This is a genomic window from [Collinsella] massiliensis, assembly GCF_002161605.1.
Lineage (GTDB): Bacteria > Actinomycetota > Coriobacteriia > Coriobacteriales > Coriobacteriaceae > Enorma.
Genome location: NZ_NFIE01000026.1, coordinates 1 through 23,253, shown reverse-complemented (window position 1 = coordinate 23,253; position 23,253 = coordinate 1). Strand labels below are relative to the sequence as shown.

At 69.9% G+C, this 23,253-nt stretch carries 16 protein-coding genes; 11 read left to right on the top strand and 5 right to left on the bottom strand.

The window, feature by feature from the left end:
- Positions 1–183 precede the first annotated feature (183 nt).
- From B5G02_RS09365 to B5G02_RS09355, 3 genes are all read left to right on the top strand, one after another.
- Positions 184–567: a hypothetical protein gene (locus tag B5G02_RS09365; protein ID WP_241146220.1), complete on the top strand. Its 384-nt coding sequence runs from the start codon at positions 184–186 to the stop codon at positions 565–567.
- An 84-nt stretch (positions 568–651) separates the two neighbouring features.
- Positions 652–1,353 carry an ABC transporter ATP-binding protein gene (locus B5G02_RS09360; protein WP_094336018.1) on the top strand — a complete coding sequence of 234 codons (702 nt, stop codon included), beginning with the start codon at positions 652–654 and terminating at the stop codon, positions 1,351–1,353.
- 2 nt (positions 1,354–1,355) lie between these two features.
- The gene (locus tag B5G02_RS09355) at positions 1,356–4,820 is read left to right on the top strand and encodes an FtsX-like permease family protein (RefSeq protein WP_094336017.1); all 3,465 of its coding nucleotides are present in this window, start codon (positions 1,356–1,358) and stop codon (positions 4,818–4,820) included.
- Here B5G02_RS09355 and B5G02_RS09350 read toward each other — a convergent pair.
- From B5G02_RS09350 to B5G02_RS09335, 4 genes are all read right to left on the bottom strand, one after another.
- A complete protein-coding gene (locus B5G02_RS09350; RefSeq protein ID WP_094336016.1) occupies positions 4,804–6,057 on the bottom strand; it encodes an ABC transporter ATP-binding protein in 1,254 nt (417 codons plus the stop codon). The two genes, B5G02_RS09355 and B5G02_RS09350, sit on opposite strands and share 17 nt — an antisense overlap.
- Positions 6,054–7,172, bottom strand: coding sequence for a FecCD family ABC transporter permease (locus B5G02_RS09345; protein ID WP_094336015.1), 1,119 nt, complete (start codon positions 7,170–7,172; stop codon positions 6,054–6,056). The genes B5G02_RS09350 and B5G02_RS09345 overlap by 4 nt, the downstream gene beginning before the upstream one ends.
- A 3-nt stretch (positions 7,173–7,175) precedes the next feature.
- Entirely contained in the window at positions 7,176–8,378 is a 1,203-nt protein-coding gene (locus B5G02_RS09340; RefSeq protein ID WP_094336014.1) for an ABC transporter substrate-binding protein, read from the bottom strand.
- 142 nt (positions 8,379–8,520) lie between these two features.
- A complete protein-coding gene (locus B5G02_RS09335) occupies positions 8,521–11,115 on the bottom strand; it encodes an FAD-dependent oxidoreductase (RefSeq protein ID WP_094336013.1) in 2,595 nt (864 codons plus the stop codon).
- A gap of 134 nt (positions 11,116–11,249) precedes the next feature.
- Between B5G02_RS09335 and nudC the strand changes: the two genes are divergently transcribed.
- Together nudC and B5G02_RS09325 are read left to right on the top strand one after the other, a co-directional pair.
- Entirely contained in the window at positions 11,250–12,353 is a 1,104-nt protein-coding gene (gene nudC / locus B5G02_RS09330) for an NAD(+) diphosphatase (RefSeq protein ID WP_094336012.1), read from the top strand.
- A gap of 64 nt (positions 12,354–12,417) precedes the next feature.
- Positions 12,418–13,188 carry a sirohydrochlorin cobaltochelatase gene (locus tag B5G02_RS09325; RefSeq protein WP_019238262.1) on the top strand — a complete coding sequence of 257 codons (771 nt, stop codon included), beginning with the start codon at positions 12,418–12,420 and terminating at the stop codon, positions 13,186–13,188.
- A gap of 46 nt (positions 13,189–13,234) precedes the next feature.
- On the opposite strand, the gene B5G02_RS09320 is transcribed toward B5G02_RS09325, so the two are convergent.
- On the bottom strand, positions 13,235–13,873 hold the full coding sequence (locus tag B5G02_RS09320) for a M15 family metallopeptidase (protein ID WP_094336011.1): 639 nt from the start codon (positions 13,871–13,873) through the stop codon (positions 13,235–13,237).
- A gap of 380 nt (positions 13,874–14,253) precedes the next feature.
- On the opposite strand from B5G02_RS09320, the gene B5G02_RS09315 reads away from it, so the two are divergent.
- From B5G02_RS09315 to murJ, 6 genes are all read left to right on the top strand, one after another.
- Entirely contained in the window at positions 14,254–14,949 is a 696-nt protein-coding gene (locus B5G02_RS09315) for a response regulator transcription factor (protein WP_019238264.1), read from the top strand.
- 83 nt (positions 14,950–15,032) lie between these two features.
- Complete coding sequence (locus tag B5G02_RS09310; protein WP_162609762.1) at positions 15,033–16,205, top strand: sensor histidine kinase; 1,173 nt, start codon at positions 15,033–15,035, stop codon at positions 16,203–16,205.
- 120 nt (positions 16,206–16,325) lie between these two features.
- Positions 16,326–19,193, top strand: coding sequence for an excinuclease ABC subunit UvrA (uvrA, locus tag B5G02_RS09305; RefSeq protein ID WP_094336009.1), 2,868 nt, complete (start codon positions 16,326–16,328; stop codon positions 19,191–19,193).
- Between the two features lie 158 nt (positions 19,194–19,351).
- Positions 19,352–19,840 carry a Cys-tRNA(Pro) deacylase gene (gene ybaK, locus B5G02_RS09300; protein WP_019238266.1) on the top strand — a complete coding sequence of 163 codons (489 nt, stop codon included), beginning with the start codon at positions 19,352–19,354 and terminating at the stop codon, positions 19,838–19,840.
- A 155-nt stretch (positions 19,841–19,995) separates the two neighbouring features.
- Positions 19,996–21,132 (top strand): C40 family peptidase, encoded by a 1,137-nt coding sequence (locus B5G02_RS09295; protein ID WP_094336008.1) that lies wholly within the window; start codon positions 19,996–19,998, stop codon positions 21,130–21,132.
- Between the two features lie 90 nt (positions 21,133–21,222).
- Complete coding sequence (murJ, locus tag B5G02_RS09290; RefSeq protein WP_094336007.1) at positions 21,223–22,950, top strand: murein biosynthesis integral membrane protein MurJ; 1,728 nt, start codon at positions 21,223–21,225, stop codon at positions 22,948–22,950.
- The last annotated feature ends 303 nt before the right edge of the window (positions 22,951–23,253 follow it).

The following is a 23,253-nucleotide window of genomic DNA, read 5'->3' as shown; positions in this document are numbered from 1 at the left end:
GGGGGCTCATCTCGCTAATCGAGCTCGGGAGGGGCGGGAGCCCGTCGATGCGCGAGCGGTACCGCGCCTGGGTCGAGGACGGGTTTCCAATTCCCGCGGATCAGGGTTGACAAACAATAGGAGCGTCACTATAGGAGTGTCGATGGGCTGCTCGGGGCTATCGCGGACGACTTCGCCGCGGGTGTGCTCGACGAGGTCGAGCAGGCCGCGCCCGCCTCGCCGCACCCCGAGGGGCGCGAGCGCGCCCTTTCCGCCTTCCTCGAGGCGCTCGTGCGCGCGGTCACGAGCGGTTTGGAACGCGACCGCCGCTACATGCAGCGGGTTCCCGCCGACGTGCTCTACGGGCACCTGAGCCGCGCCTTCAAGCGGCAGGTGGGCGAGCGCAGGCTGCTCGAGGGCGTCCTCCCCGAGCGCGAGCGCGCGGGCTCGCTCGCCTTCGCGCTGGGAGGGATCTTCTCGCTGCTGCAGAACCTGCTTGCCGACGAGCCCGCGCGCCCGGCGGCCGAGGTCGAGCGGATGGCGGTGACGCTCACCGAGTCCGGCTTGCTGGGGATGCTGGACGCGTAGGCGCGCGCCCCGGCTCCAGCGGGAAGAGCGCTGTTCAGGTACGGGGCGGGCGCCCGAGCGCGCTCGCCCGGACAGGAGGCCTGCATGTCATATATCGACGTCGAGCACGAGTACAAGCGGTACCAGACCGGGTCTGCGGAGATCGTCGCGAACAACGACGTGACCTTCGCAATCGAGCGCGGCGAGCTCACCGTCATCTTGGGCGCGTCCGGCGCGGGCAAGTCCACGCTGCTGAACATCATCGGCGGCATGGACACCGCGAGCGACGGCCGCGTGGTCATCGACGGCCGCGACATCTCCCGCGCGAACCGCCGCCAGCTCACCGCCTACCGTCGCACGGACGTGGGCTTCGTGTTCCAGTTCTACAACCTGGTGGCGAACCTCGCGGCGCGCGAGAACGTGGAGCTCGCCACCGAGATCGTGCCGGACGCGCTCGACCCGGTCGAGGTGCTGCGCATGGTGGGGCTCGAGGACCGCATGAACAATTTCCCCGCCCAGCTCTCGGGTGGCGAGCAGCAGCGCGTCGCCATCGCGCGCGCGGTGGCGAAGAACCCGAAGATCCTTCTGTGCGACGAGCCCACGGGCGCGCTCGATTACCGCACCGGCAAGCAGGTGCTCAAGATCTTGCAGGACATGTGCCGCGAGCACGGCGCGACCACGATCATCGTGACGCACAACGCGGCGATCGCCCGGATCGCCGACCGCGTGATCCATATGCGCGACGCGCGCGTCGAGCGCATCGAGACCTGCGCGACGCCGGCCGACATCGAGACGGTGGAGTGGTAGCGATGGCAGCGTTGCGCCGCAGGCATGCCCTTTGGCTCGATATCCGCCGGTCGATCCGGCACTCGCTCGGGCGCTTCCTCTCCATCGTGGGGCTCATGGCCCTCGGGTCGTTCGCGCTCGTGGGCCTCTTCGTGACGAGCCCGGACATGCGCGCGACCGGGCGGGCGTACTTCGATGCGCTCGATGCCGCCGACATCGTGGTCATCGGCGATTTCGGCTTGAACGGCGAGGACCGCGCGCTCATCGAGCGGGCGGGCGGCATCGATGAGGTCGAGTACGGTTACCTGAAGGACGCCGTGGTCGAGGGCACCACGGAAAGCCTGCGCATCCAGTCCGCGCCCGAGCGCGTCTCGCGCTACGAGGTGGTGGAGGGGCGCATGCCCGAGGCGGCGGACGAGATCGCGCTCAGCTCGTTTTTGCGCGACGCGTACGAGGTGGGCGACACCATCACCTTCGACGAGAAGCCCGACGCCGAGGGCGACACCGTGCTCACGCGCGACGCGTTCACCGTCACGGGCTTCGTCTCCTCCTCCGAGATCATCAGCGGGGTGAACGAGGGCGCCTCGACGGCGGGCTCGGGCGAGCTCTCCGGGTACGCCGTCGTGCTGCCCGAGGTGTTCGATTCGGACGTGTACATGACGGCGCGGATCACGTTCACGGACACGGCGGGCGTCGACCCCTACACGGACGCGTACGCCGACCTCGTGCACGCGCACCGCGACGAGCTCGAGCGCCTGCTCGCCGACCAGCCCGGCGTGCGCCTCTCCGAGCTGCGGGCGCAGAACCAGGCGAAGATCGACGACGGGCAGCGGGAGGTCGACGCCGGCCGCGCCGAGCTCGCCGCAGCGGAACGCGAGCTCACGAACGCGCGCGGCCAGCTAGATGCGGGTGCGGCGCGCATCGAGGAGCGTGAGCAGCAGCTCGCGGACGAGACGGCCACGGCGCGCTCGCGGCTCGCGGACGGGGCCGCGCAGCTCGAGGACGGCCGCGCGCAGATCGCGGCTGCGCAAGACGAGCTCGCCGCGAAGGAGGCGGAGCTCTCCGCGGCGCAGGACGCGTACGCGGAGCAGGAGGCCGCCTATGAGGAGCAGGCCGCGCGCCGCCCCGAGATCGAGGCGGGGGCGGCGCAGGCGGCGGACGGCGTCGAGCGCATCGACAGCATGCTCGAGACGATCTCGGCCGCCCCTCCCGCGCTCGTGACGCCCGCCCTCGCGCACACGGTCGCCGCGCAGCAGCTCGTGGCCCTCTTCCCCTCTGCGCCGGCCGCCGACGACGTCACGTATCCCGTCTACGAGCAGCTCTCGTCGTTGGTGGGAGAGCTCGAGGCCCTCGACGCGGCGACGCCCGGGGAGGATGTCGTCGTGCTCGTCACGAACCGGCTGGGTGGCGTGCGCGCGACCCTCGTCGACCTGCAGCAGCAGGCCGCGGACGCGCTTGCCGCCCTCGATGCGGCGCCCGCCCAGCTCGAGGCCGCGCGCGAGCAGATCGCGGTAGGGGAGGACGCCCTCGACGCCGGGCGCGCCGAGCTTGCTTCCGCGCAGGAGGAGCTCGCGCAGAAGGAGGCGGCCTACGAGGCGGGGACGAGCGAGCTCGCCGCCGCGACCGCCAGCGCCGAGGCGCAGATCGCCGCCGCGCAGGAGGAGCTCGCCGCCAAGGAGGCCGCCTACGACGAGGCACGTGCCGCCTATGACGCGCAGAAGCCCGAGGCGGAGGAGCGGCTCGCCGCGGCCGAGGCGGACCTCGCCCAGGCACGCGAGAAGCTCGCCAACCTGGAGGCGCCCGGCTACAGCGCGAGCACGCGCCGCGAGGTGCCGGGCGGCGACGGCTACAAGATCTACGCCACGGTGGCGGACATCGTGGACGCGCTTGCCCGCGTGTTCCCCATCCTGCTCTACTTCATCGCCGCGCTCGTGACGTTCACCACCATGACGCGCATGGTCGACGAGGAGCGCATCGGCGCGGGCACGCTCAAGGCGCTCGGCTACTCGGACGGCGACGTGGCGCTCAAGTTCATCATGTACGGCCTGCTCTCGAGCATGGCGGGCACGGCCATCGGCATCGTGGCGGGACACACGCTCCTGCCGTGGATCGTCTACAACGCCTACGCGACGAAGTTCGTGCTGCCGCCCATCCACCTACTGTTCGACCCCGCGGTGAGCGCGGCCGCCGTCGCGCTGGGGCTCGTGTCCGCCGTGCTGCCGGCCTGGCTCGCGGTCCGCCAGGAGCTGCGCGACAAGCCCTCGGAGCTCCTGCTGCCCAAGCCGCCGGCGTCGGGCTCGAAGATCCTGCTCGAGCGCATCCCCTTCATCTGGAACCGCCTCTCCTTCACGCACAAGGTCACGGCGCGCAACCTCTTCCGCTACAAGAAGCGCATGTTCATGACGGTCTTCGGCGTGGCGGGCGCGGTGGTGCTGCTCGTCGCGGGATTCGGCACGCAGTACTCCATCTCGGGCATCTCGGCCGAGCAGTTCGGCAAGATCGTGACGTACGACATGATCGTCGCGCAGGCGCCCACGGCCACCGCGGAGGAGCGCGGCGAGCTCGATCGCGCGCTCGCGCAGCCGGAGGTCGCGCGCACGCTGCCCGTGCGCTACGAGGCGCTCACCAAGGTCGCCGGCGCCAACGGCGACACGCAGGACATCACGCTCATCGTGCCGGACGACCCCGGGAAGCTCGGGGACTACATCGACCTGCGCGAGCGCGTAAGCGGCGCCGACGTGCCGCTCGACGCCGATTCCTGCGTGCTCTCCGAGCGCCTCGCGCAGCTTCTGGGGGTGGGCGCGGGCGATACGTTCACGGTGAGCGACGCGACGGGCGCGGAGCGCGAGCTCACCTGCACGGGCGTCACCGAGATGTACATGGGGCACTTCATCTTCCTGGGCGCGGACGCCTACGCGCGCGCCTTCGGGGTCGCCTATGAGCCCAACGCGGCGCTCGTGACGCTTGCGGACTCCTCGCCGGATGCGGTGAACGCGTTCGCGGCTTCGCTCATGGAGCTGCCCGCGGTCAAGGGCATCGTGCAGAACACCTCGCTCATCGCGCAGATCGCCACGATCGTCGAATCGCTCAACAAGATCATGGTCGTGCTCATCGTGGTGGCGACGCTGCTCGCGGGGGTGATCCTCTACAACCTCACCACCATCAACGTCTCGGAGCGCATCCGCGAGCTCTCCACCATCAAGGTGCTCGGCTTCTTCGACGGCGAGGTCACGATGTACATCTACCGCGAGACGATCCTGCTCACGGCGCTCGGCATCCTCGTGGGGTACGCGCTCGGCGTGTGGTTCCGCAACTACATCATCACCGTGGTGCCGCCGGACAACGTCATGTTCGACCCCACGTTCGCGCCGTACGTGTTCATCATCCCGCTCGTCATCGTGGGCGCCATCACCGCGCTGCTCGGCGTGGTGGTGAACCGCCGCCTGCGCGACGTCGACATGCTCGAGGCGCTCAAGAGCGTGGAGTAGCGCACGGGCCGCTGGGCGCGCGGCGCTCGAGGTAGGCCGCGGCGGAGTCGAAGACGGGGATGCCCTGCGCGCGGGCGTGCTCGAGGAGGCCGGCGTTCGGGGCGGCGGCGCCGGGGAATCCGTCGGCGCAGCAGATCACGGCCTCGCAGCCGGCGATGAGCGCGCGGGCCTTCGCGAGGGCGTCCGGGTCGATGGGCTCGAAGTCGGGCGCGAGCACCGCGCAGGCGGCGAGGGCGCAGGCGAGGATGCCGTCGGCGTCGTGCGCGAAGAGCACGCCGGAGGCGAAGGGGACGCCGCGTCGCGCGAGCTCGCGGAACGTGCGCGCTCCCGTACCCGCGCCGGCGATGACGAACACGCGGGGCGCGCCCTCGGCGGCTCCGAGCTCGACGCTGCCGAAGAGCGGGGAGTAGCTGCGCTCGTCGAGGTCGAAGAGGCGCGCGATGGTGGGGGCGCGGAAGATCTCGTCCGGGGCGCCCTGGCAGAGCACCCGCCCGTCGCGGATGCAGGCGACCCAATCCGCCGCCTTCTGCGCGAGCTCGATCTCGTGGAGCGACATGATGACGGCCATGCCGCGCTCGCGGGCGCGGCGGCGCAGCAGCTGCAGCATGTCGAGCTGCGCGCGGATGTCGAGGTAGGACGTGGGCTCGTCGAGGATGAGGAGGCGGGGCTCCTGGCAGAGCGCGCGGGCGATGAGGGCGCGCTGGCGCTGGCCGTCGCTCATGTGGGCGAAGTCGCGGTCGCGGAGCTCCCACACGCCCGCGGCGCGCATGGCGGCGCGCACCTGGGCGCGGTCCTCGTCCGAGAGCGCGCCCATGCGCCCGGTGAAGGGGTAGCGCCCGGCCTCGACGATGTCTTGGCAGGTGAGCAGGTCGCCGCGCGGACGCTCCGTGAAGAGGGCGGCGCAGATGCGGGCGCGCGTGGCGGCGGCCAGGGCGGCGGCGTCGCGCCCGGCGATGCGGAGCGTGCCGGAGAGCGGGGCGAGCTGGCCGGCGATGGTGCGCAGCAGCGTCGTCTTGCCCGACCCGTTGGGGCCGATGAGCGCCACGACCTGTCCGGGTGCGACGGTGAGGTCGATGCCCTGCACGAGCGGGCGGGCGCCGTGCCCCACGGCGAGGCCGCGTGCCTCGAGGATGGGGGCGGCGGGGGCGGCGGCGCTGGAGCCCGCGGTGCCGGAGCCCGCGGCGCGCGGTGCCCCGCAGGCGTCGCCGGCCCGCGCCCGTTCGTCTACCCGCTTCATCGGTACCCCCGTTTCCGCAGCATGAGCGCGATGACGATCGGCGCGCCGAAGACGGCGGTCACGGCGCTCACGGAGAGCTCGACGGGGGAGAACAGCGTGCGCGCGATGAGGTCGCAGCCGCAGCAGAACACGGCGCCCGCCAGGAAACACGCAGGGGTCACGACGATCGGCTTCGCCGTGCCGCAGGCCAGCTTGGCGAGGTGCGGGGCGGCGATGCCCACGAACGAGACGGGGCCGGCGAAGGCGGTGACGCAGGCGGAGAGCACGCTCGAGGCGAGCACGATGAGCATGCGGAGCCGCACCACGTCCACGCCGACGCTCTGCGCGTACCCCTCGCCCAGCTGATAGGCGCCGAGCGGCTTGGAGAGCGCGAACACGGCGGCACCCAGGACGAGCGTCGCGGCGGCGGCGAGCGCGAGCTCGGGCCAGGCGGCGCCCGAGAAGCTCCCCTGCGTCCAGTTCTGCAGGTTGACGATGCTCTGGTCGTCCGCGAAGGCGACGAGGAAGTTCGTCGCGGCGGAGCAGATGTAGCCCACCATGATGCCCGCGATGATGAGCATGCTCTGGGTGCGCGCGCGCCGCGCGATGAGAAGCACGAACCCCATGGTGGCGAGCGAGCCGGCGAGCGCGGCGCCCACGGACATCCAAGGGCTCATGATCTGGTTGGCGTCGAGGACGACGATCATCACGATGGCCACGGCGCAGCGCGCGCCGGAGGAGATGCCGAGCACGAACGGGTCGGCGATGGGGTTCGCGAAGAACGTCTGGAGGAGGAACCCCGAGAGGGCGAGCGCCCCGCCGAGCACGATGGCCATGAGCGCGCGCGGCAGGCGGATCTGCCAGAGCACCTGGCTCTCGGTCGAGCTGCCCGGCCCCGCTGCGAGGAGGGCGGGCACGTCGGCGGGCGGAATCTCCACGCTGCCGATGCACAGGCTCGCGACGAGGAGGGCCACGAGCGCGCAGGCGAGGCCAGTGTACACGATCGCCGCGCGCCGCCTGCGATGGCGGGCCGTGCGCTTGCGGGGGACGCCCGCGCCGCCCGGCTCGCTACCCGCGCCCGTGTTCGATGGCGCGCCCGCCTGCTCCGGCACCGCTTCGGAAGCCCGCCCGCCCATGCGCTAGCCCAGCTTCCAGATGAAGCCGTTTTCGCCCGACGCGCCCAGAAGCGCGGCCCGCAGGTCCTCGATGATGCGGTCGGTCGAGGTCATCTGCTGGTAGAGGTTGCTGTCGCAGGTGTAGACCTCGCCCGTGGCGACGGCCGCGAACTCGGAGATGAGCGCGTTTTTCGCCGTGAGGTCCGCGAGCGACCTCACGCCCTCGTCGACCGTGGCGTTGTAGATGATCACGTCGGCATCCTTCGCCGAGGTGAAGAACTCCTCCATCTCGACCGTGATGTAGGTGGTCGAGGACGCGTCGCCGTCGCCCGTGCCGAACGAGAGGGGCTCTCCGCCGGCGAGCTCGACCATCTGCGCGAAGTAGTCGCCCGCGCGCCGCACCACGGCCGCGCCGTCGGAGTCGATGTAGAAGAAGGCGACGGTCTTGCCCGTGGGCTCCTGGTGCGCGATGGCGTCGACCCGCTCCGCGACCTCGTCGAAGCGTGCGTTCGCCGTATCCTCGCGCCCGAAGATCACGCCCATGAGCTTCATCCACTCAAGGCGGCCGAGCACGTCGTCCTCGGTGCTCGACTGCTCGGTGAAGACGGTGACGCCGAGGTCCTCGAGCTTCTGCTTGACCTCGGGGTAGCGGTGGATCTGCGTGTTCTCGATGGCGAGCGTGCAGCCCGCCTGCGCGACGAGCTCGAAGTCCGGGTCGCGGTAGCGCCCGCCATAGACCACCTCGCCGTCCTCGATGAGCTGCGTGAGGTGCTCGTTGGGGCTCGTCTCGGGCGTGACGGAGGCCACGTGCACGGCGTCGAGCGCGTCGAGCTCGTCAAGGACGCAGATCATGCCCGTCGAGACGAGGTAGACGTCGTCGGCGGGCTGCGCGATGACCGCGATGTCCTCGGCGAGGCCGTCCGGGGCGCTCGCGCCGTCGGGCACGACGAGGAAGCGCTCGTCGCTCGCCGCGCAGATGAGCGCGAAGCCGCCGTCGAAGTAGTCGACGGTGAAGGTGCGGGCGTGCTCGAGCTCGAGCGCGCCGATAGGCTCCCAGCCGCAGCCGAGGTCGGTGTTGCGGAAGGCGGGGGCGGCGTCCTGTACCGCCGCGCTCCCGTCCGCGTCCGGGGCGTTATCGGCGCAGCCGGCGAGCAGCGCGAGGGGTGCGGCGGCAGCGATGAGCGCACCGCGTCGCGAGACGGGCGCCTCCATCCAAGGGCTTGTCATGTCCTCGGTCTCCTTCCCATGGGTCGGGGTCGCGTCGAAGGCGGGGCGGGCGAGGGGGCGGGTAGAGCCAGCGGAGCGGGCGTGAGTCAATCGAACCCGTCCCCACTGACTCAGTGAGTCAAATGAACCCGTCCCCAATGACTCAGCAGGTGGCGCCGCCCACGACGGTCTTGTTCAGGATGGCCTCCTTGTCGATGGGCGCGGTGAGGAGCTTCTCCTGCACGTAGTCGAAGCCCAGGCGCGCCACGGTGTCGGCGAAGCGCTCGCCGCTCACGCCCTCGTCGCGGAAGAAGAGGATGGCGCGCTCCACGACGTCCATGACCTCGTCCTCGCTCGTGAAGATCTTATCGAGCGCCCGGCCGTGCGCGGTCTTCTTGCCCCAGCGCCCGCCGATGTAGACCTTGTAGCCCACGAGGCTCTCGGTGACGGCGCCGAAGGGGCAGCTACCCACGCAGCGCCCGCAGTGGTTGCACAGCGTGCCGTCGATGGTGATCTTGCCGTCCGGGCCGATCTGCGCGTCGCCCATGGGGCAGGCGTTCACCACCTGGCAGACCTTGCACCCGCGGCACTTCGCGACGTCGATCTGCGGGATGCGCTGGCCCACGATGCCCAGGTCGTTCAGGTCCGGCTTCACGCACATGTTGGGGCAGCCGCCCACGGCGATCTTGAACTTGTGCGGCAGCTCGACGCCGTGGTAGCCCACGTAGAAGCGCTCGTGGAGCTTCTCGGAGAGGTCGAAGGTGTCGATGAGGCCGTACTGGCACGTGGTGCCCTTGCAGGAGACCACCGGGCGCACCTTCGAGCCCGTGCCGCCCGCGTCGAGCCCCCGGTCCTGGAGGAAGGCGATGCAGGCCTCGATGTTGTCGTAGGGCACGCCCTGGATCTCGAGGGTGAGGCGCGTGGTCATCGTGACCTCGCCCGAGCCGAAGCGCTCGGCGGCCTCGGCCACGGTCTTCTGCTCCGCGCTCGTGAGCTTGCCGTTGCGCGTGATGACGCGGACGTTGAACACGTCGTCGAAGCGCTTGTCCTGGAGGCACCCCAGGCCCTTCAGGCGCTTGATCTCGGCGGCGGGGAGCTTCTTGCCCGGCTTGCGCGGCACCTTGACCTCGTTGAACGTCATGCCGCCCTCGAGCACGCGCGTGGCGGTGTAGCCCGCGGCCTTGAGGCGGTTCTGCGCGAAGTAGCCGCGCTTGCCCTTGGCGCACACGAGCAAAAGCTTCGCGTCGCAGGGAACCCCCTCGATGCCGTCGGCGCCGATTCCGGCGAGGTCGACCCAGGTGGCGCCGGGGATGGTGGGCTGGGGCAGTACGTCGATGACCTCGTAGCCGGCCGCCTCGCCCGCGGCGTACTGGGCGGGGGTGAAGGTCTCGAACGCGCCCGCGAGCTTGTTCTCGAGGATGTAGCAGGCCGTCACGAGCGGATGGATGGCCGTCGAGAAGGGCGGCGCGTAGGCGAAGTCCATGAGGTCGAGGTCCTCGAGCTTGAGCTTCTGGTAGATGGCGGTGACGGCGATGTCCACGACCTTATCGACCGCGCCCGCGCCGAAGACCTGCACGCCCAGGATCCGGTGCGAGGGCGCGTCGGCGATGAGCTTCAGGAAGAAGCTCGAGGCGCCGGGGTAGTAGTGCGCCTTGTCGTCCAGGATGGCGACGACGCTCGCGGGCTCGAAGCCGGCTTGGCGCGCCTGCTCCTCGGTGAGGCCGCAGCGGCCGCCGTTGAGCGCCGCCCCGAGCTTCACCACGCCCGTGCCGAGCACGCCGGGGTAGGGCGTGGGGGTGCCGGTGAGGGTCTTTGCGAGCGCGCGTGCGGAGATGTTCGCCGTGGAGCCCATCGCGCTCCACTGGGGCTCGCCCGTGATGGCGTTTCTCACCTCGGCGCAGTCGCCCGCGGCGTAGACGTCCGGGAGGTTCGTCTGCATGTACTCGTCCACGAGGATGCAGCCCTTGAGCATCTCGATGCCGGAGCCGTCGAGCCAGGCGGTGGCGGGGCGGATGCCGATGGCGAGCACCACGATGTCCGCGGGCAGCGCCCCGTTCGGGGTCTCGACGCCCGCGGCGCGCCCGGCGGCGTCGCCCTCGCCGGCGCGGATGCCGGTGAGCGGGGTCGAGGTCATGACGCGCCAACCGGAGGCCTTGAGCTGGCGGGTCGCCCATGCGGCCATCTCGGGGTCGTAGGCGTTCGGCATGATCTGATCGGCGGCGTCGATGACCGTGATGGAGAGGCCGCGCGCGGCGAGGTTCTCGGCCACCTCGAGGCCGATGAAGCCGGCGCCCACGACGACGGCCGACCGGCAGCCGTTCGCCTCGACGTAGGCACGAATGCCCTCGGCGTCGTCGGGGGTGCGCACGCAGAACACGCCGGCGAGGTCCGTGCCCGCGACCGGGGGCACGAAGGGCGCGGCGCCCGTGGCGATGACGAGCTTGTCGTAGGGCTCGCTGCCCACGGTGCCGTCCGCGCGGCGCACGGAGACGAGCTTCGCCTGCGCGTCGAGGCCGGTGGCCTCCACGCCCGTCTCCACGCGTACGCCGGTGAGGCCCTCGTACTTGGCGGGCGTGTTCACGATGAGCTCGTCGCGCGTGGCGATGCCGCCGCCGATGTAGTACGGCAGGCCGCAGCCCGCGTAGGAGATGTCCGCGTCGCGCGTGATGACGCGCACGTCTGCGGAGCGGTCGCAGCGCTTGATCTTCGCCGCCGCCTTGGTTCCGGCGGCCACGCCGCCGACGATGAGATAGTTCATGCGAGCTCCCTTCTGGTGCCGGGGCATGCGCCCCCATGACTGCATCCATCATAGGCCTTGTCGGATGCGCCTGCGGCCGCCGCGGGTGATAAAATCCAGACAGGCTGGTTTTTATCATTTTGGAGGGAGCGCGCATGAAGGCGGACCTGGATGATGCGGCGTTCATGGCGAGCCTGCCGCTCGCGCAGTCGGTGGTCGACTACGACGTGGAGCGCCGCGGCGAGGAGGGGCTCATCGAGCGGCTGCTCGGCGAGGCGGAAACGCGCATCCTGCTCGTGAACGGCGGCATGGTCGCGGTGCCCCGGCATGCGGGCGACGCCGCGCCCGGCGCCCTCTTCTGCTTCAACGACCCGGCGGCCCCGCGCCCGGACGCGACCGTGCCGGAAGGATCGCTCTCGCTCGCCCTGCTCACAGGCGCGGAGGTGCGCGACGAGGCGCTGCGCCCCGGCGCGCTCGCCATCTACCTGGGCGTCGACCGCACGACCGACCCCGCCGTGCCCTACCTCGCGCTCGACATCGCGCGGCCCGCGCCCGCGGTGAACGCCGCGAACGTGAGCGCAGACCAGGGCATCGACGGGTCGAGCGACTCGTTTGCCGCTCGCGCGCTCCGCGCCTTCGACTGGGTCGAGCTCCGCGAGTTCGCGCCCTGCGCCTCGGCGCTCGAATCCGGGCTCGCCACGACAGCGGTGGCGCTCGCCGCCTGGCACGCGAACCAGCGCTTCTGCCCGGCGTGCGGCGCGCCCGTCCGCCCCGTCCTCGCCGGCTGGGCGCAGGCCTGCACGGGGCGGGGCGAGGAGCGCCGCCTGCTCTTCCCGCGCATCGAGCCCGCGGTGATCACCGCGATCGTGGACGATGACGACCGGATCCTCTTGCAGAACAACGCCGCGTGGCGCCGCGGCTTCTTCTCGGTCTCCGCGGGCTTCGTCGAGGCGGGCGAGAGCCTGGAGCACGCGGTGCGCCGCGAGGCGCGCGAGGAGGTGGGCGTCGAGATTGACGAGGTGCGCTACCTGGGGTCGCAGTCCTGGCCGTTCCCGGCCTCCATCATGCTCGGCTTCCGCGCGCACGCCGTGGGCACCGAGGCGCGCGTCGACCACGAGGAGGTGGCGAGCGCGCGCTGGTTCACCCGCGCCGAGCTCGCCTCCGCCGTCGCCGCGGGCGAGCTCGAGCTGCCCGGCCGCGCCTCCATCGCGCGCCACATGATCGAGCAGTGGTACGGAGGCTCGCTTGGGCAGGGGTGATGCGGCGCCTGGGGTACCCAGGGCGCGCGGTCGGCAGGGCGCCCCGGCGCCCCGGCGCGGTCTCGTGATCGCGGGCTACGGGACGGCGTCGGCCGCGGCGCGCGAGCGCGACCTCGAGCCCTTCGCGCGTGCGGTCGAAGGGGCCTGGCGGCGCGCGCACCCGGGGTGCGGGGCGGCTGCCGTCGAGGCCTATGTGAGCGACCCCGTCCGCGCGAAGCTGGCGCGGGGCGGGGTCTCCGCCTTGAGCGTGGATGACGCGCTCGCCGGCCTGCATGCCCAGGGCTGCACGGAGGTCGACATCGCGACCTCGCTCATCGTGGCGGGCGAATCCTTTGCGCGCCTTGCTGAGGCCGCCTGCCGCTGGGCGCCGCGCTTCGAGCGCCTCCACCTCGCGCGGCCGCTGCTCGACGGCCCGCGTGACGCGCGTGTGCTCGCCGCGGCGCTCGCGGACCGCTGCGAGGCGTGCGCGGGACGCGTCGTCGTCTGCATCGCCCATGGGGCCGCGGGCGCAGGGGAGCGGGCGTACGCCCTGCTGGGGGAGGCGCTCGCGGGGCTCGGCCGCGCGGACGTCCTCTTCGGTCAGATGCACGGCGCGCCCGGTTTGGACGAGGTGCTCGCGCAGGTTGCGGCCGGCGCGCCGTCCGTGCGCAGCGCGCTCCTCGTCCCCGTTATGGTCGCCTGTGGGGCGCACGCGGCGCGCGAGATCGCGGGCGCGGATGAGGCGAGCTGGGCGTCGCGCCTCCGCGCGGCGGGCATCGAGGTCGCCGTGGCGCGCGCGGGTCTGGGGAGCATGTCCGCCGTGCAGCGCCTCGCCGTCGAGCATCTGCTCGGGTAGGCGAGGGCGCCCTTGGGCTCGGCCATGGGAGCGCTCGCACGCGGCATTACGTGCGCGCGAGGTATTCCTCGAGCGTGATGCCGCTCTGCCAGATGGCGGTCGCATCCTCGACGCCCACATAGCGATAATGCCACGGCTCGAACGAGATGCCGGTGATGTCCGTCTTATCCGACGGATAGCGCTGGATGAAGCCATATTCGTGGGCATGTTCCGCAAGCCAATCGTAGAGCCCCTCATTGCCGAGGGCGTCGTTGATGTCGACGGCGAGCCCGAGCTCGTGCTCGCTCGTGCCGGGCTCCGCGACCCATCGGCGAGCCTCCCGTTCGGCTGCTTGCGGCGCGAGCCCATCGGCCTCATACGACTCGATCCGGTCCTCGAGGATCTGCTCCTGGTCATCACGGGTGCGGAAGCCCGAGCTCACGCAGGGGGTGTATCCCGCTGTGCTCGCTGCGCGGAAGAGCTCCTCGAGCGGCTGGGCAATGCGCTCGTCGACGCGTTGCCCGTTCGAGAGCTCGACCGTCGAGACGGTGAAGTCGTCGGGCAACGGGTGCGTGGAGTTCACCAACGTGAGGTTCCAGGGCAGGTTGTCCGTTTCGAAGTCGCGCGGTGCGGTGAAAGCCGTGAGGTCACGCGCCAGGAGGGCGAGCACCGAAAGAAACGCCACTGCCGCGAGGACGGCCAGCACCGCGCGCCTACGGCGCCGGCGGGCCGCGCCGCGCGGGAGCTTGGATTGGGCGCGTCGTGCCGACTGTACGGGATGGTGCGGGCGTGGCGGCGAATTCCGCACTGCACGGTTGGCGGCAGCCGGTTGCGCCAGGGAGGGATTGCCGGCATGCCGGCGCAGTGCTCGAGCGCGTCGAGCGTCGGGGATGTTCGCCATGGGGATGTGCTCCCTTCATTTGATGGGGGGGGTGAGCGCTGCGGCGGCGCTTGCGCCATCGTAGGCGGCGTGCGCCTTGGGCATCCCATGGCGAATCCTTGCCTTTGGTTATCTAGACCTTACCGATTCCTTATCTCTGCCACGCCGCTCTCTGGCCAGGCTGTTTCGTCGGTACAATGGGCGCTATGGACGGAACCAAGACCATATTGGTCGTCGATGACGACCCTGCGATCGTCGAGCTCGTTGCCGAGACGCTCGAGTCCGCCGGCATGCGCGCGGTGCGGTGCCTTGATGGCGTCGCGGCGCTCGACCGACTCGAAGCGGGTCGCATCGACCTGGTGATGCTCGATGTCATGATGCCGGGGCTTGACGGCTACGAGGTCTGCTGCCGCATCCGCGCGCGGTCGCATGTGCCGGTGATCTTCCTCTCGGCAAAAGACGAGGAGCCGGATAAGGTGGTCGGCCTCATGAGCGGGGGCGACGATTACATCACCAAGCCGTTCTTGCCCCGCGAGCTCGTTGCGCGCGTGAAATCGTGTTTGCGCCGCGCCTCATATGCGCTCGGCGACGCGGCTGCCGATACGCTCTATTGCCGCGGCATCGAGATCGACCGCGCGGCGCATACGGCGCTGCTCCATGGATGCGCCCTTACCCTCACGCCCAAGGAGTTCGATGTGCTCGCCTGCCTGCTCGCGGCGCACGGCCGACCGGTGAGCACGCGCGATCTCTACCAGGAGGTTTGGGGGGAGCGATACCTGCCGGGAAGCTCGAATTCCGTGATGGTGCACATCCGCCACCTGCGCGCCAAGTTGGCTTCCATCGACTCGGAGCAGACCTTCATCGAGACGGTGTGGGGCGTTGGCTACAAGATCGCGCCGTAGGACGATCCGCGGGCGCGGTATCGGGCGGGGCGATTCCGGGGGCGCTGCCGCTGGGGGCGTCCCAAGACAAGAAAGGGATGCAGATGAAGACGATGCAGGGCGTGCGCACGCGGCGGCACGACATCGCCGGCTTGCTCATGGGTTTCGCTGCGTTCACCGTCGCGTTCTGTGCGCTGGTGCTTGTGGCGCGCGAGCTCATCTGGCCGCCCCTTTCCAGCGTCATCGCCGACGTGACCTCGGTGTGGGTCGAGGTGCCCGAGGAGTCGGCCGACCTGTATCGCATGCTCGGCTATCAGGAAGGCTCCCGCTCGAACGGCATGCCGCAGTTTCGCGACCTCTCCGATTACCGTGCCATCGCCGATTTCATTCAGGGCCCCGTGGTGTGGGGTGCGTACGCCGCCGGTATCGCGGCGGTGGCCGTCTGGTGGACGGGCAGATGCGCCCATGCGGTGGATGAGGTTACGTATGCCGTCGCGTGCGTCGCCGATGGAGACGCTGCCGCGGAGCTCCCGCCGGGGCTCGCAGATGTTCAGCGCGAGTTCGCCCGTCTGAGAGAGCGGGCTCAGGCGGATGCGCGGGCGGTCCAGGCGGCCGAGGCCCGTAAGAACGAGCTGGTGGCATATCTCGCGCACGACATCAAAACGCCGCTGACCTCGGTGATCGGCTACCTGTCCCTGCTTGCCGAGGAGCCTGGCCTATCGTCCGCGCGCCGCGAGCGCTATGCCCGCGCAGCCTTCGAGAAGGCCGAGCGGCTCGACGCCATGATGGACGAGTTCTTTGAGATCACGCGCTACAACCTGGGGGCAATTCCCATCGAGCGCGTGCAAACCGATGTGAGGACGCTCCTCGAGCAGCTCGTGGACGAGTTCTACCCCGTGGCGCAGGCGCGCGATGTAACGATCGAGCTGGATGTGCCCGATGGCTTCACGGCGTTCATCGACCCTGAGAAGATGGCGCGCGTGCTGGGGAACCTCATGAAGAACGGGCTCGCCTACGCAGATGCGGGGTCGACGCTCGTATGCCGGGCGCACGCTGAAGGGGAGCGCGCCGCGTTCGCAGTCGAGGATACGGGGCGCGAGATCTCGCCCGTGCACCTAAAGAGCATCTTTGAAAAGTTCTACCGTGCGGACGGTGCGCGTAGCGGCGGCGGCGCAGGCTTGGGGCTCGCTATCGCGAAGGAGATCGTCGAGGCGCACGGCGGATCCATCGAGGCCTCGAGCACGGAGGGCGTCACGACATTTACCGTGAGCGTCTAGCGGCGGGCCTCCCGCCCCATCGAACAAGGCTTGGACGAATCGTGGCGGCCGCGGCAGGCCGGGGCGGCCCGCACCCGCTGCGCTAGAATTAAGGGTTGCCATCTATGAAACGGAGCAACCATGTCCGATTCGTCCATCGTCATCCGCGGTGCCCGCGAGCACAACCTCAAGGACATCGACGTCGAGATCCCGCGCGACGAGCTCGTCGTCATCACCGGCCTCTCCGGCTCGGGCAAGTCGAGCCTCGCCTTCGACACCATCTATGCCGAGGGCCAGCGCCGCTACGTGGAGAGCCTCTCGAGCTACGCGCGGCAGTTCCTGGGCCAGATGGACAAGCCCGACCTCGACTCCATCGACGGCCTCTCGCCGGCGGTGTCCATCGACCAGAAGACCACGAGCAAGAACCCGCGCTCCACGGTGGGCACGGTCACCGAGATCTACGACTACCTGCGCCTGCTCTTCGCGCGCATCGGCACGCCGCACTGCCCGGAGTGCGGACGCGTCATCGAGCGGCAGACCACCGACCAGGTGGCCGACAAGATCCTCGAGGCGGGGCAGGGCCGGCGCGCCTTCGTGCTCGCGCCCGTGGTGTCCGACCGCAAGGGCGAGTTCGCCAAGCTCCTCGACGACCTGCGCTCCGAGGGCTTCTCGCGCGTGCGCGTGGACGGCGAGGTGCGCAGCCTCGATGAGCGCATCGAGCTCGACAAGAAGTTCCGCCACACCATCGAGGTCGTGGTCGACCGCATCGTGATCCGCGAGGGCTCCGTGGGGCGCATCGCGGAGGCCGTCGAGCAGGCGACGAACCTCGCGCACGGCCGCGTGGCCGTCTACCTGCTGCCGGACCGCGACGCGCCGGAGGGCACGGAGGGCGAGCTCCTCACGTACTCGCTCGCGCTCGCCTGCCCCGAGCACGGCCATTCCATCGACGACCTGCAGCCGCGCGACTTCTCGTTCAACGCGCCCTACGGCGCCTGTCCCGAGTGCGACGGCCTGGGCTTCAAGAAGGTCGTGGACGCCGAGGCGCTCATCGAGGACCCGTCGCTCTCCATCGAGAAGGGGGTCTTCGGCAGCTTCTTCGGCAAGTCGAACTACTACCCGCAGATCTTCCGCGCCCTCGCCAAGCACCTCAAGGTCGATCCCGCCACGCCCTGGCGCGACCTGCCCAAGCGCGTGCAGCGGGTCTTCCTCGACGGCCTGGGCGACAAGAAGATGCGCGTGGACTATCACACGCAGGACGGCCGCGACACGCACTGGTTCACCAAGTACTCCGGCGTGCGCAACATCCTCTACGAGCGCTACATCGAGACGACGAACGAGAACACGAAGGCCCGCCTCGAGCGCTACATCCGTGAGGAGCCGTGCTCGGCCTGCCACGGCGCGCGCCTGCGCCCCGAGATGCTCGCCGTCACGGTGGGCGGCAAGTCCATCTACGAGGTCTGTTGCATGAGCTGCCGCGAGTCGCTCGCGTTCTTCGAGGGCCTCGAGCTCACCGAGCGGCAGGAGTTCATCGGCGGGCGCATCGTGAAGGAGATCCTGGAGCGCCTGCGCTTCCTCGTGGACGTGGGCCTCGACTACCTCACGCTCGACCGCGCCTCGGCGACGCTCTCCGGCGGCGAGGCCCAGCGCATCCGCCTCGCCACGCAGATCGGCGCGGGGCTCATGGGCGTCCTCTACATCCTGGACGAGCCCTCCATCGGCTTGCACCAGCGCGACAACGAGCGGCTCATCGCCACGCTCGAGCGCCTGCGCGACCTCGGCAACACGGTCATCGTGGTCGAGCACGACGAGGACACCATCCGCGCGGCGGATTTCGTGGTGGACATGGGGCCGGGCGCGGGCGAGCGCGGCGGCGAGGTCGTGTGCGCCGGCACGCCGGAGGACATCATGGCCTGCCCCGCCTCGCTCACGGGCGCCTACCTCACGGGCAAGCGGATGGTCCGCCTGCCCGAGGAGCGCCGCAAGCCCGGGCGCGGCGCGCTCGTGATCCGCGGGGCGCGCGCGAACAACCTGCAGAACGTCACGGCGAAGATCGAGTTCGGCACGTTTACCGTGGTGACGGGCGTCTCGGGCTCGGGCAAGTCGAGCCTCGTGACCGACACCATCGCGCCGGCGCTCACGAACGCGATCCACCATTCCGCCCGCCCTGTGGGGCCGTACCGCAAGCTCGAGGGGCTCGAGGAGATCGACAAGGTCATCGACATCGACCAGTCGCCCATCGGGCGCACGCCGCGATCGAACCCCGCCACCTACATCGGGCTCTGGGACGACCTGCGGGCGCTCTTCGCGAGCGTGCCCGAGAGCAAGGCGCGCGGCTACAGCCCGGGGCGCTTCAGCTTCAACGTGCCCGGCGGCCGCTGCGAGGCGTGCAAGGGCGACGGCCAGATCAAGATCGAGATGCACTTCCTGCCCGACATCTACGTGCCGTGCGAGGTCTGCGGCGGTAAGCGCTACAACCGCGAGACGCTCGAGGTCACGTACCGCGGCAAGTCCATCTCGGACGTGCTCGACATGTCCGTGACCGAGGCGCTCGCGTTCTTCGGCAACATCCCGCAGATCAAGCGGAAGCTGCAGACGCTCTACGACGTGGGTCTGGGCTACGTGCGCCTGGGGCAGCCCGCCACGACGCTCTCGGGCGGCGAGGCGCAGCGCGTGAAGCTCGCCAAGGAGCTGCACCGCCGCCAGACGGGCAAGACGTTCTACATCCTGGACGAGCCCACCACGGGCCTGCACTTCGAGGACGTGCGCCAGCTCATCGACGTGCTGCAGCGCCTCGTGGACGCGGGGAACACCGTGCTCGTGATCGAGCACAACCTCGACGTCATCAAGGTGGCCGACCGCATCATCGACCTGGGTCCCGAGGGCGGCTCGGGCGGCGGGCGCATCGTGGTCTCGGGCACCCCGGAGCAGGTCGCCGCCTGCCCGGAGAGCTACACGGGCCGCTTCCTCGCGCCCATCCTGGAGCGCGACCGCAAGCGCCAGGCGATGTAGCGAACGGGCTGGCTGGATGGGTTGGTTGGGGACGTGTTCCGTTCAACCCATTCGGGAACGGTTGGGGTCGGCCGGCGCCGCCCTCCAGCGAATGGGTTGAACGGAACACGTCCCCAACCAACCCATCCGACCCGCACCCGCGACCCTTGGGAGTGATGATGGCGAAGCGCGAGAAACTGCAGAAAACGAACGCGATGCGCGAGCTCGACCGCGCGGGCATCGCCTACGGGGTGCGCACCTACGAGGTCGACGAGAACGACCTCTCCGGCGTCCATGTGGCCGAGCAGCTGGGCGAGGAGCCGGGCCAGGGCTTCAAGACGCTCGTCTGCGAGGCCCCGGGCGGCGGCCACGTGGTGTGCTGCATCCCCGTGGCCGAGGAGCTCGACCTGAAGCGCGCCGCGCAGGTGGCGGGGGAGAAGACGCTCTCTATGATGCACGTGCGCGACCTGGTGCCCGTGACCGGCTACATGCGCGGCGGCTGCTCGCCCGTGGGCATGAAGAAGCGCTTCCCCACGCTCATCGACGAGACCTGCGAGCTCTGGGACGAGATCTTCATCTCGGGCGGTCGCCGCGGGCTGCAGCTCGTCATCGCGCCCGACGACCTCGTGGCATTCACGGGCGCGACGGTCGCCGCCATCACGCGGTAAGGGCTCCCGCGGGACGCTGTCCACCCCGTCCCGCCGCCCCGCTCGCTTCTGTGTAGGTGCTCTGGTTATCGCTTGGAGAATCGCTGTGGCCGGTGGCCGCATTTTTCATGGTTGCTATAGTTTATGCGTTCGAGCGAACGAGAGGATTATTCCGCATGCATTTGAAGCGATTCTCATCCGCCGTCGCCATCTTCGTCTCGGCCGTGCTCGCCCTGGGCACGTTCCCCCTGGCGGCAGGCGCCGTGCCATCGAGCGAGCTGCAGGATCAGGTCGATGCGGCCTACGCCACGCTCACCGAGTATTCCAACGAGCTCGAGGTCGCGAACAACAAGCTCTACGCGCTCCAGCAGGACCTGGACGCCACGCAGCAGGAGATCGACCAGGCCGAGCAGGACATCGCCGAGCTCGAGGAGAAGCTGGCGGACGGCCAGGAGCGCCTCGCGGAGCGCCTTGCGGAATCGTACAAGCAGGATTCCTCGGGCAGCCCGCTCTCCGTGCTCGTGGGCGTCTCGGACTTCGAGGAGCTCGTCACGCAGCTCTACTACGCCAACCGCATGATCGACTACGACTCCGAGCTCGTCGAAGAGGTCAAGGCCACGCGCACCGAGCTCCAGGAGCGCCGCGACGAGCTCGCGGAGCAGGAGGCGGAGCAGCAGCGGCTCGTGGACGAGCAGAAGCAGACGAACGCCGAGATCGAGAGCAAGGTCGCCGAGCAGCAGGCCTACTACGAGGGCCTCGACAGCCAGCTCCAGGCGCAGCTCGCCGAGGAGGAGGCGCGCCGTGCGGCCGAGGAGGCCGCGCGCCTGGCCGCCGAGCAGGAGGCGCAGAACAACGCCCAGAACAACACCGATACCGGGAACAACGGCGGCAACAACGGCGGCAGCATGAATACCGGCAACACGAACTCCGGCAGCGCCCCCACGAGCGTCGTCGACGTCGCCCTCGCCCAGGTGGGCAAGAGCTACGTGTGGGCCGCCGAGGGGCCGGACGCGTTCGACTGCTCGGGCCTCGTGACCTACTGCTACGGCCAGCTCGGCTACTCCATCGTGCACTACTCCCAGGGCCAGTACAACCTCGTCGCGAGCCTGGGGCACCTCGTGTACGACACCGCCTACCTCAAGCCGGGCGACCTCGTGTTCTGGGGATACGGCGGCAGCGGCAGCGCCATCTACCACGTGGGCATCTATATCGGCGGCGGCCAGTACGTGCACGCCTCCTCGCCCGGCGTGGGCGTCGTGGTGAGCACGCTCTACACGGGCGGCAACTTCGCGGGCGGCGGCTCACCGGTGTAAGCCGTCGCGCGGGCGTGCTGCCCGAAGGCGATTCGATGCGGCGCCTCCGTGGACGCGGGGGCGCCGTGCTATCTAGGAAGGTCGTGAAGGATGTCAGAGCTCGAGCGAGATGATGCGGGGAAGCGGCGCGCGCAAGATGCCGAGATGCCCGTGATCGCGGCCGACATGCCGTCCGTCGCGCAGCCCGTCGACGAGATGCTTCCCGGTGAGGAGAGCGAGGAAGAAGTCGAGGAGCTCGTATCGCGCAAGGCGAACGGCGCGAGCCTGCTCGTGATCGTGAGCCGCATCACCGGCTTCGGTCGTACGATGGCGCAGGCGAACGCGCTCTCGGGCGCGCTCATGTCGGTCGCGAGCTGCTACACGGTGGCCTCGACGCTCCCGAACGCCCTCTACGAGCTCGTGATGGGTGGCATGCTCATCACCTCGTTCCTCCCGGTGTACCTCTCCGTCCGCGGCCGGCTCGGGCGCGAGGGCGCGGCCGCGTACGCCTCGAATCTGCTCTCGCTCATCCTCATCGTCATGGGCGTGCTCTCCGTCATCTGCCTCGTCTTCGCGGTGCCCATCGTGTGGACGCAATCCGCCGGCGCGGACGAGGCGTTCGATTTCGACCTCGCGGTGTGGTTCTTCCGCTTCTTCGCGTTCGAGGTCATCCTCTACGGCATGTCGTCGGTCATCTCGGGCGTCCTCAACGCGGAGCGCGATTACCTGTGGAGCACCGCTGCGCCCATCGTGAACAACGTCATCACCATCGCCTCGTTCACGCTCTACGCCTTCCTCGTGCGCGGCGGCATCATGGGCTGGCGCGAGGGCCTCATCATCCTGGCGATCGGCAACCCGCTCGGTGTGGCCGCGCAGGTGATCATGCAGCTGCCCGCCCTCAGGCGCCACGGCGTGCGCCTGCGCCTGCGCGTGGACCTGCACGACCCGGCCATCCGCGAGACGCTCACCATCGGCCTGCCCACGCTCATCGTCACGCTCTCGGCCTTCCCCACGAACGCGGTGCAGTCGTCGTGCGCGCTCCAGGTCACCCCGAACGGCGCGGCCATCTCGTACTACTCGCGCGTGTGGTACGTGCTGCCCTATTCCATCCTCGTGATCCCCATCACCACGGCGATGTTCACCGAGCTCTCCAACTTCCGCGTCGCGGGGCGCATGGACGCCTTCCGCCGCGCGGTGACCTCGGGCATCCGCAAGGTCGCGTTCACCTCGATCCCCTGCATGATGCTGCTCATGACGTTCGCGCCGTACCTCATCGCGGTGCTCGGCGGCCTCGACGCGGAGGACGCCGCGCTCACGGCGACCTACCTGCAGGTGCAGTCCATCGCGCTGCCGCTATACGGCATCTCGACGTACCTGCAGAAGGTGTGCTCGTCGCTCATGCGCATGAAGATCTACGCGATCGCGAGCCTCGTGGCCGCCGTCGTCCAGGTGGTGTTCTGCCTCGCGCTCACCCCGCTCTACGGCCTCTACGTCGTGCCTCTGAGCTCCACGTTCCTGTTCCTCGCGGTGGACGTGATCTCGCTCGCGTCCATCCGGCGCGAGGTGGGCGCGTTCGGTCTGCGCTCCGTGATCGCGCCGTGCCTGCGTGCGGTGGGCTTCGGTCTTCTGGGCTCCGCGGCGGGCTGGGTCGTGCTCCAGGCGCTCACCATGCTCATGGGCTCCCCGAGCGGCACGCTCCAGGGCCTCGTCTTCGTGGCGGCGGCCGGCGTGCCGGCGATCATCGTGTCGTTCGGCCTGCCCTATGCGCTCGGCGTCTCCGAGGCGCCCTTTTTCGACGGGATCTTCGGCCGCGTCGCGCGCCTGATCAAGCGCGGGTAGGAGCTCCGGGGCGCACTGGGGCCGTTACCAAGCGTGCTCCCGGTGCGCAAAGCGCGCTTCCGGCGGTTTTCGGCGCGTTCGCGACGACCCGGCGCGGGCCGCGGATCCCAAAGTACGCGAAACGAACGGTTTATAGGCACCCCCTCAAGTAGCGAAGGGTCCGCTTCCATAAAAAACGACGCTCCTATTGTTTGTCAACCCTGATCCGCGGGAATTGGAAACCCGTCCTCGACCCAGGCGCGGTACCGCTCGCGCATCGACGGGCTCCCGCCCCTCCCGAGCTCGATTAGCGAGATGAGCCCC

Coding starts and splice junctions, on each gene's coding strand:
- B5G02_RS09360 (WP_094336018.1), top strand. CDS start 652: ATGTCATATATCGACGTCGAGCACGAGTACAAGCGGTACCAGACCGGG.
- B5G02_RS09355 (WP_094336017.1), top strand. CDS start 1,356: ATGGCAGCGTTGCGCCGCAGGCATGCCCTTTGGCTCGATATCCGCCGG.
- B5G02_RS09350 (WP_094336016.1), bottom strand. CDS start 6,057: ATGAAGCGGGTAGACGAACGGGCGCGGGCCGGCGACGCCTGCGGGGCA.
- B5G02_RS09345 (WP_094336015.1), bottom strand. CDS start 7,172: ATGGGCGGGCGGGCTTCCGAAGCGGTGCCGGAGCAGGCGGGCGCGCCA.
- B5G02_RS09340 (WP_094336014.1), bottom strand. CDS start 8,378: ATGACAAGCCCTTGGATGGAGGCGCCCGTCTCGCGACGCGGTGCGCTC.
- B5G02_RS09335 (WP_094336013.1), bottom strand. CDS start 11,115: ATGAACTATCTCATCGTCGGCGGCGTGGCCGCCGGAACCAAGGCGGCG.
- nudC (WP_094336012.1), top strand. CDS start 11,250: ATGAAGGCGGACCTGGATGATGCGGCGTTCATGGCGAGCCTGCCGCTC.
- B5G02_RS09315 (WP_019238264.1), top strand. CDS start 14,254: ATGGACGGAACCAAGACCATATTGGTCGTCGATGACGACCCTGCGATC.
- B5G02_RS09310 (WP_162609762.1), top strand. CDS start 15,033: ATGAAGACGATGCAGGGCGTGCGCACGCGGCGGCACGACATCGCCGGC.
- uvrA (WP_094336009.1), top strand. CDS start 16,326: ATGTCCGATTCGTCCATCGTCATCCGCGGTGCCCGCGAGCACAACCTC.
- ybaK (WP_019238266.1), top strand. CDS start 19,352: ATGGCGAAGCGCGAGAAACTGCAGAAAACGAACGCGATGCGCGAGCTC.
- B5G02_RS09295 (WP_094336008.1), top strand. CDS start 19,996: ATGCATTTGAAGCGATTCTCATCCGCCGTCGCCATCTTCGTCTCGGCC.
- murJ (WP_094336007.1), top strand. CDS start 21,223: ATGTCAGAGCTCGAGCGAGATGATGCGGGGAAGCGGCGCGCGCAAGAT.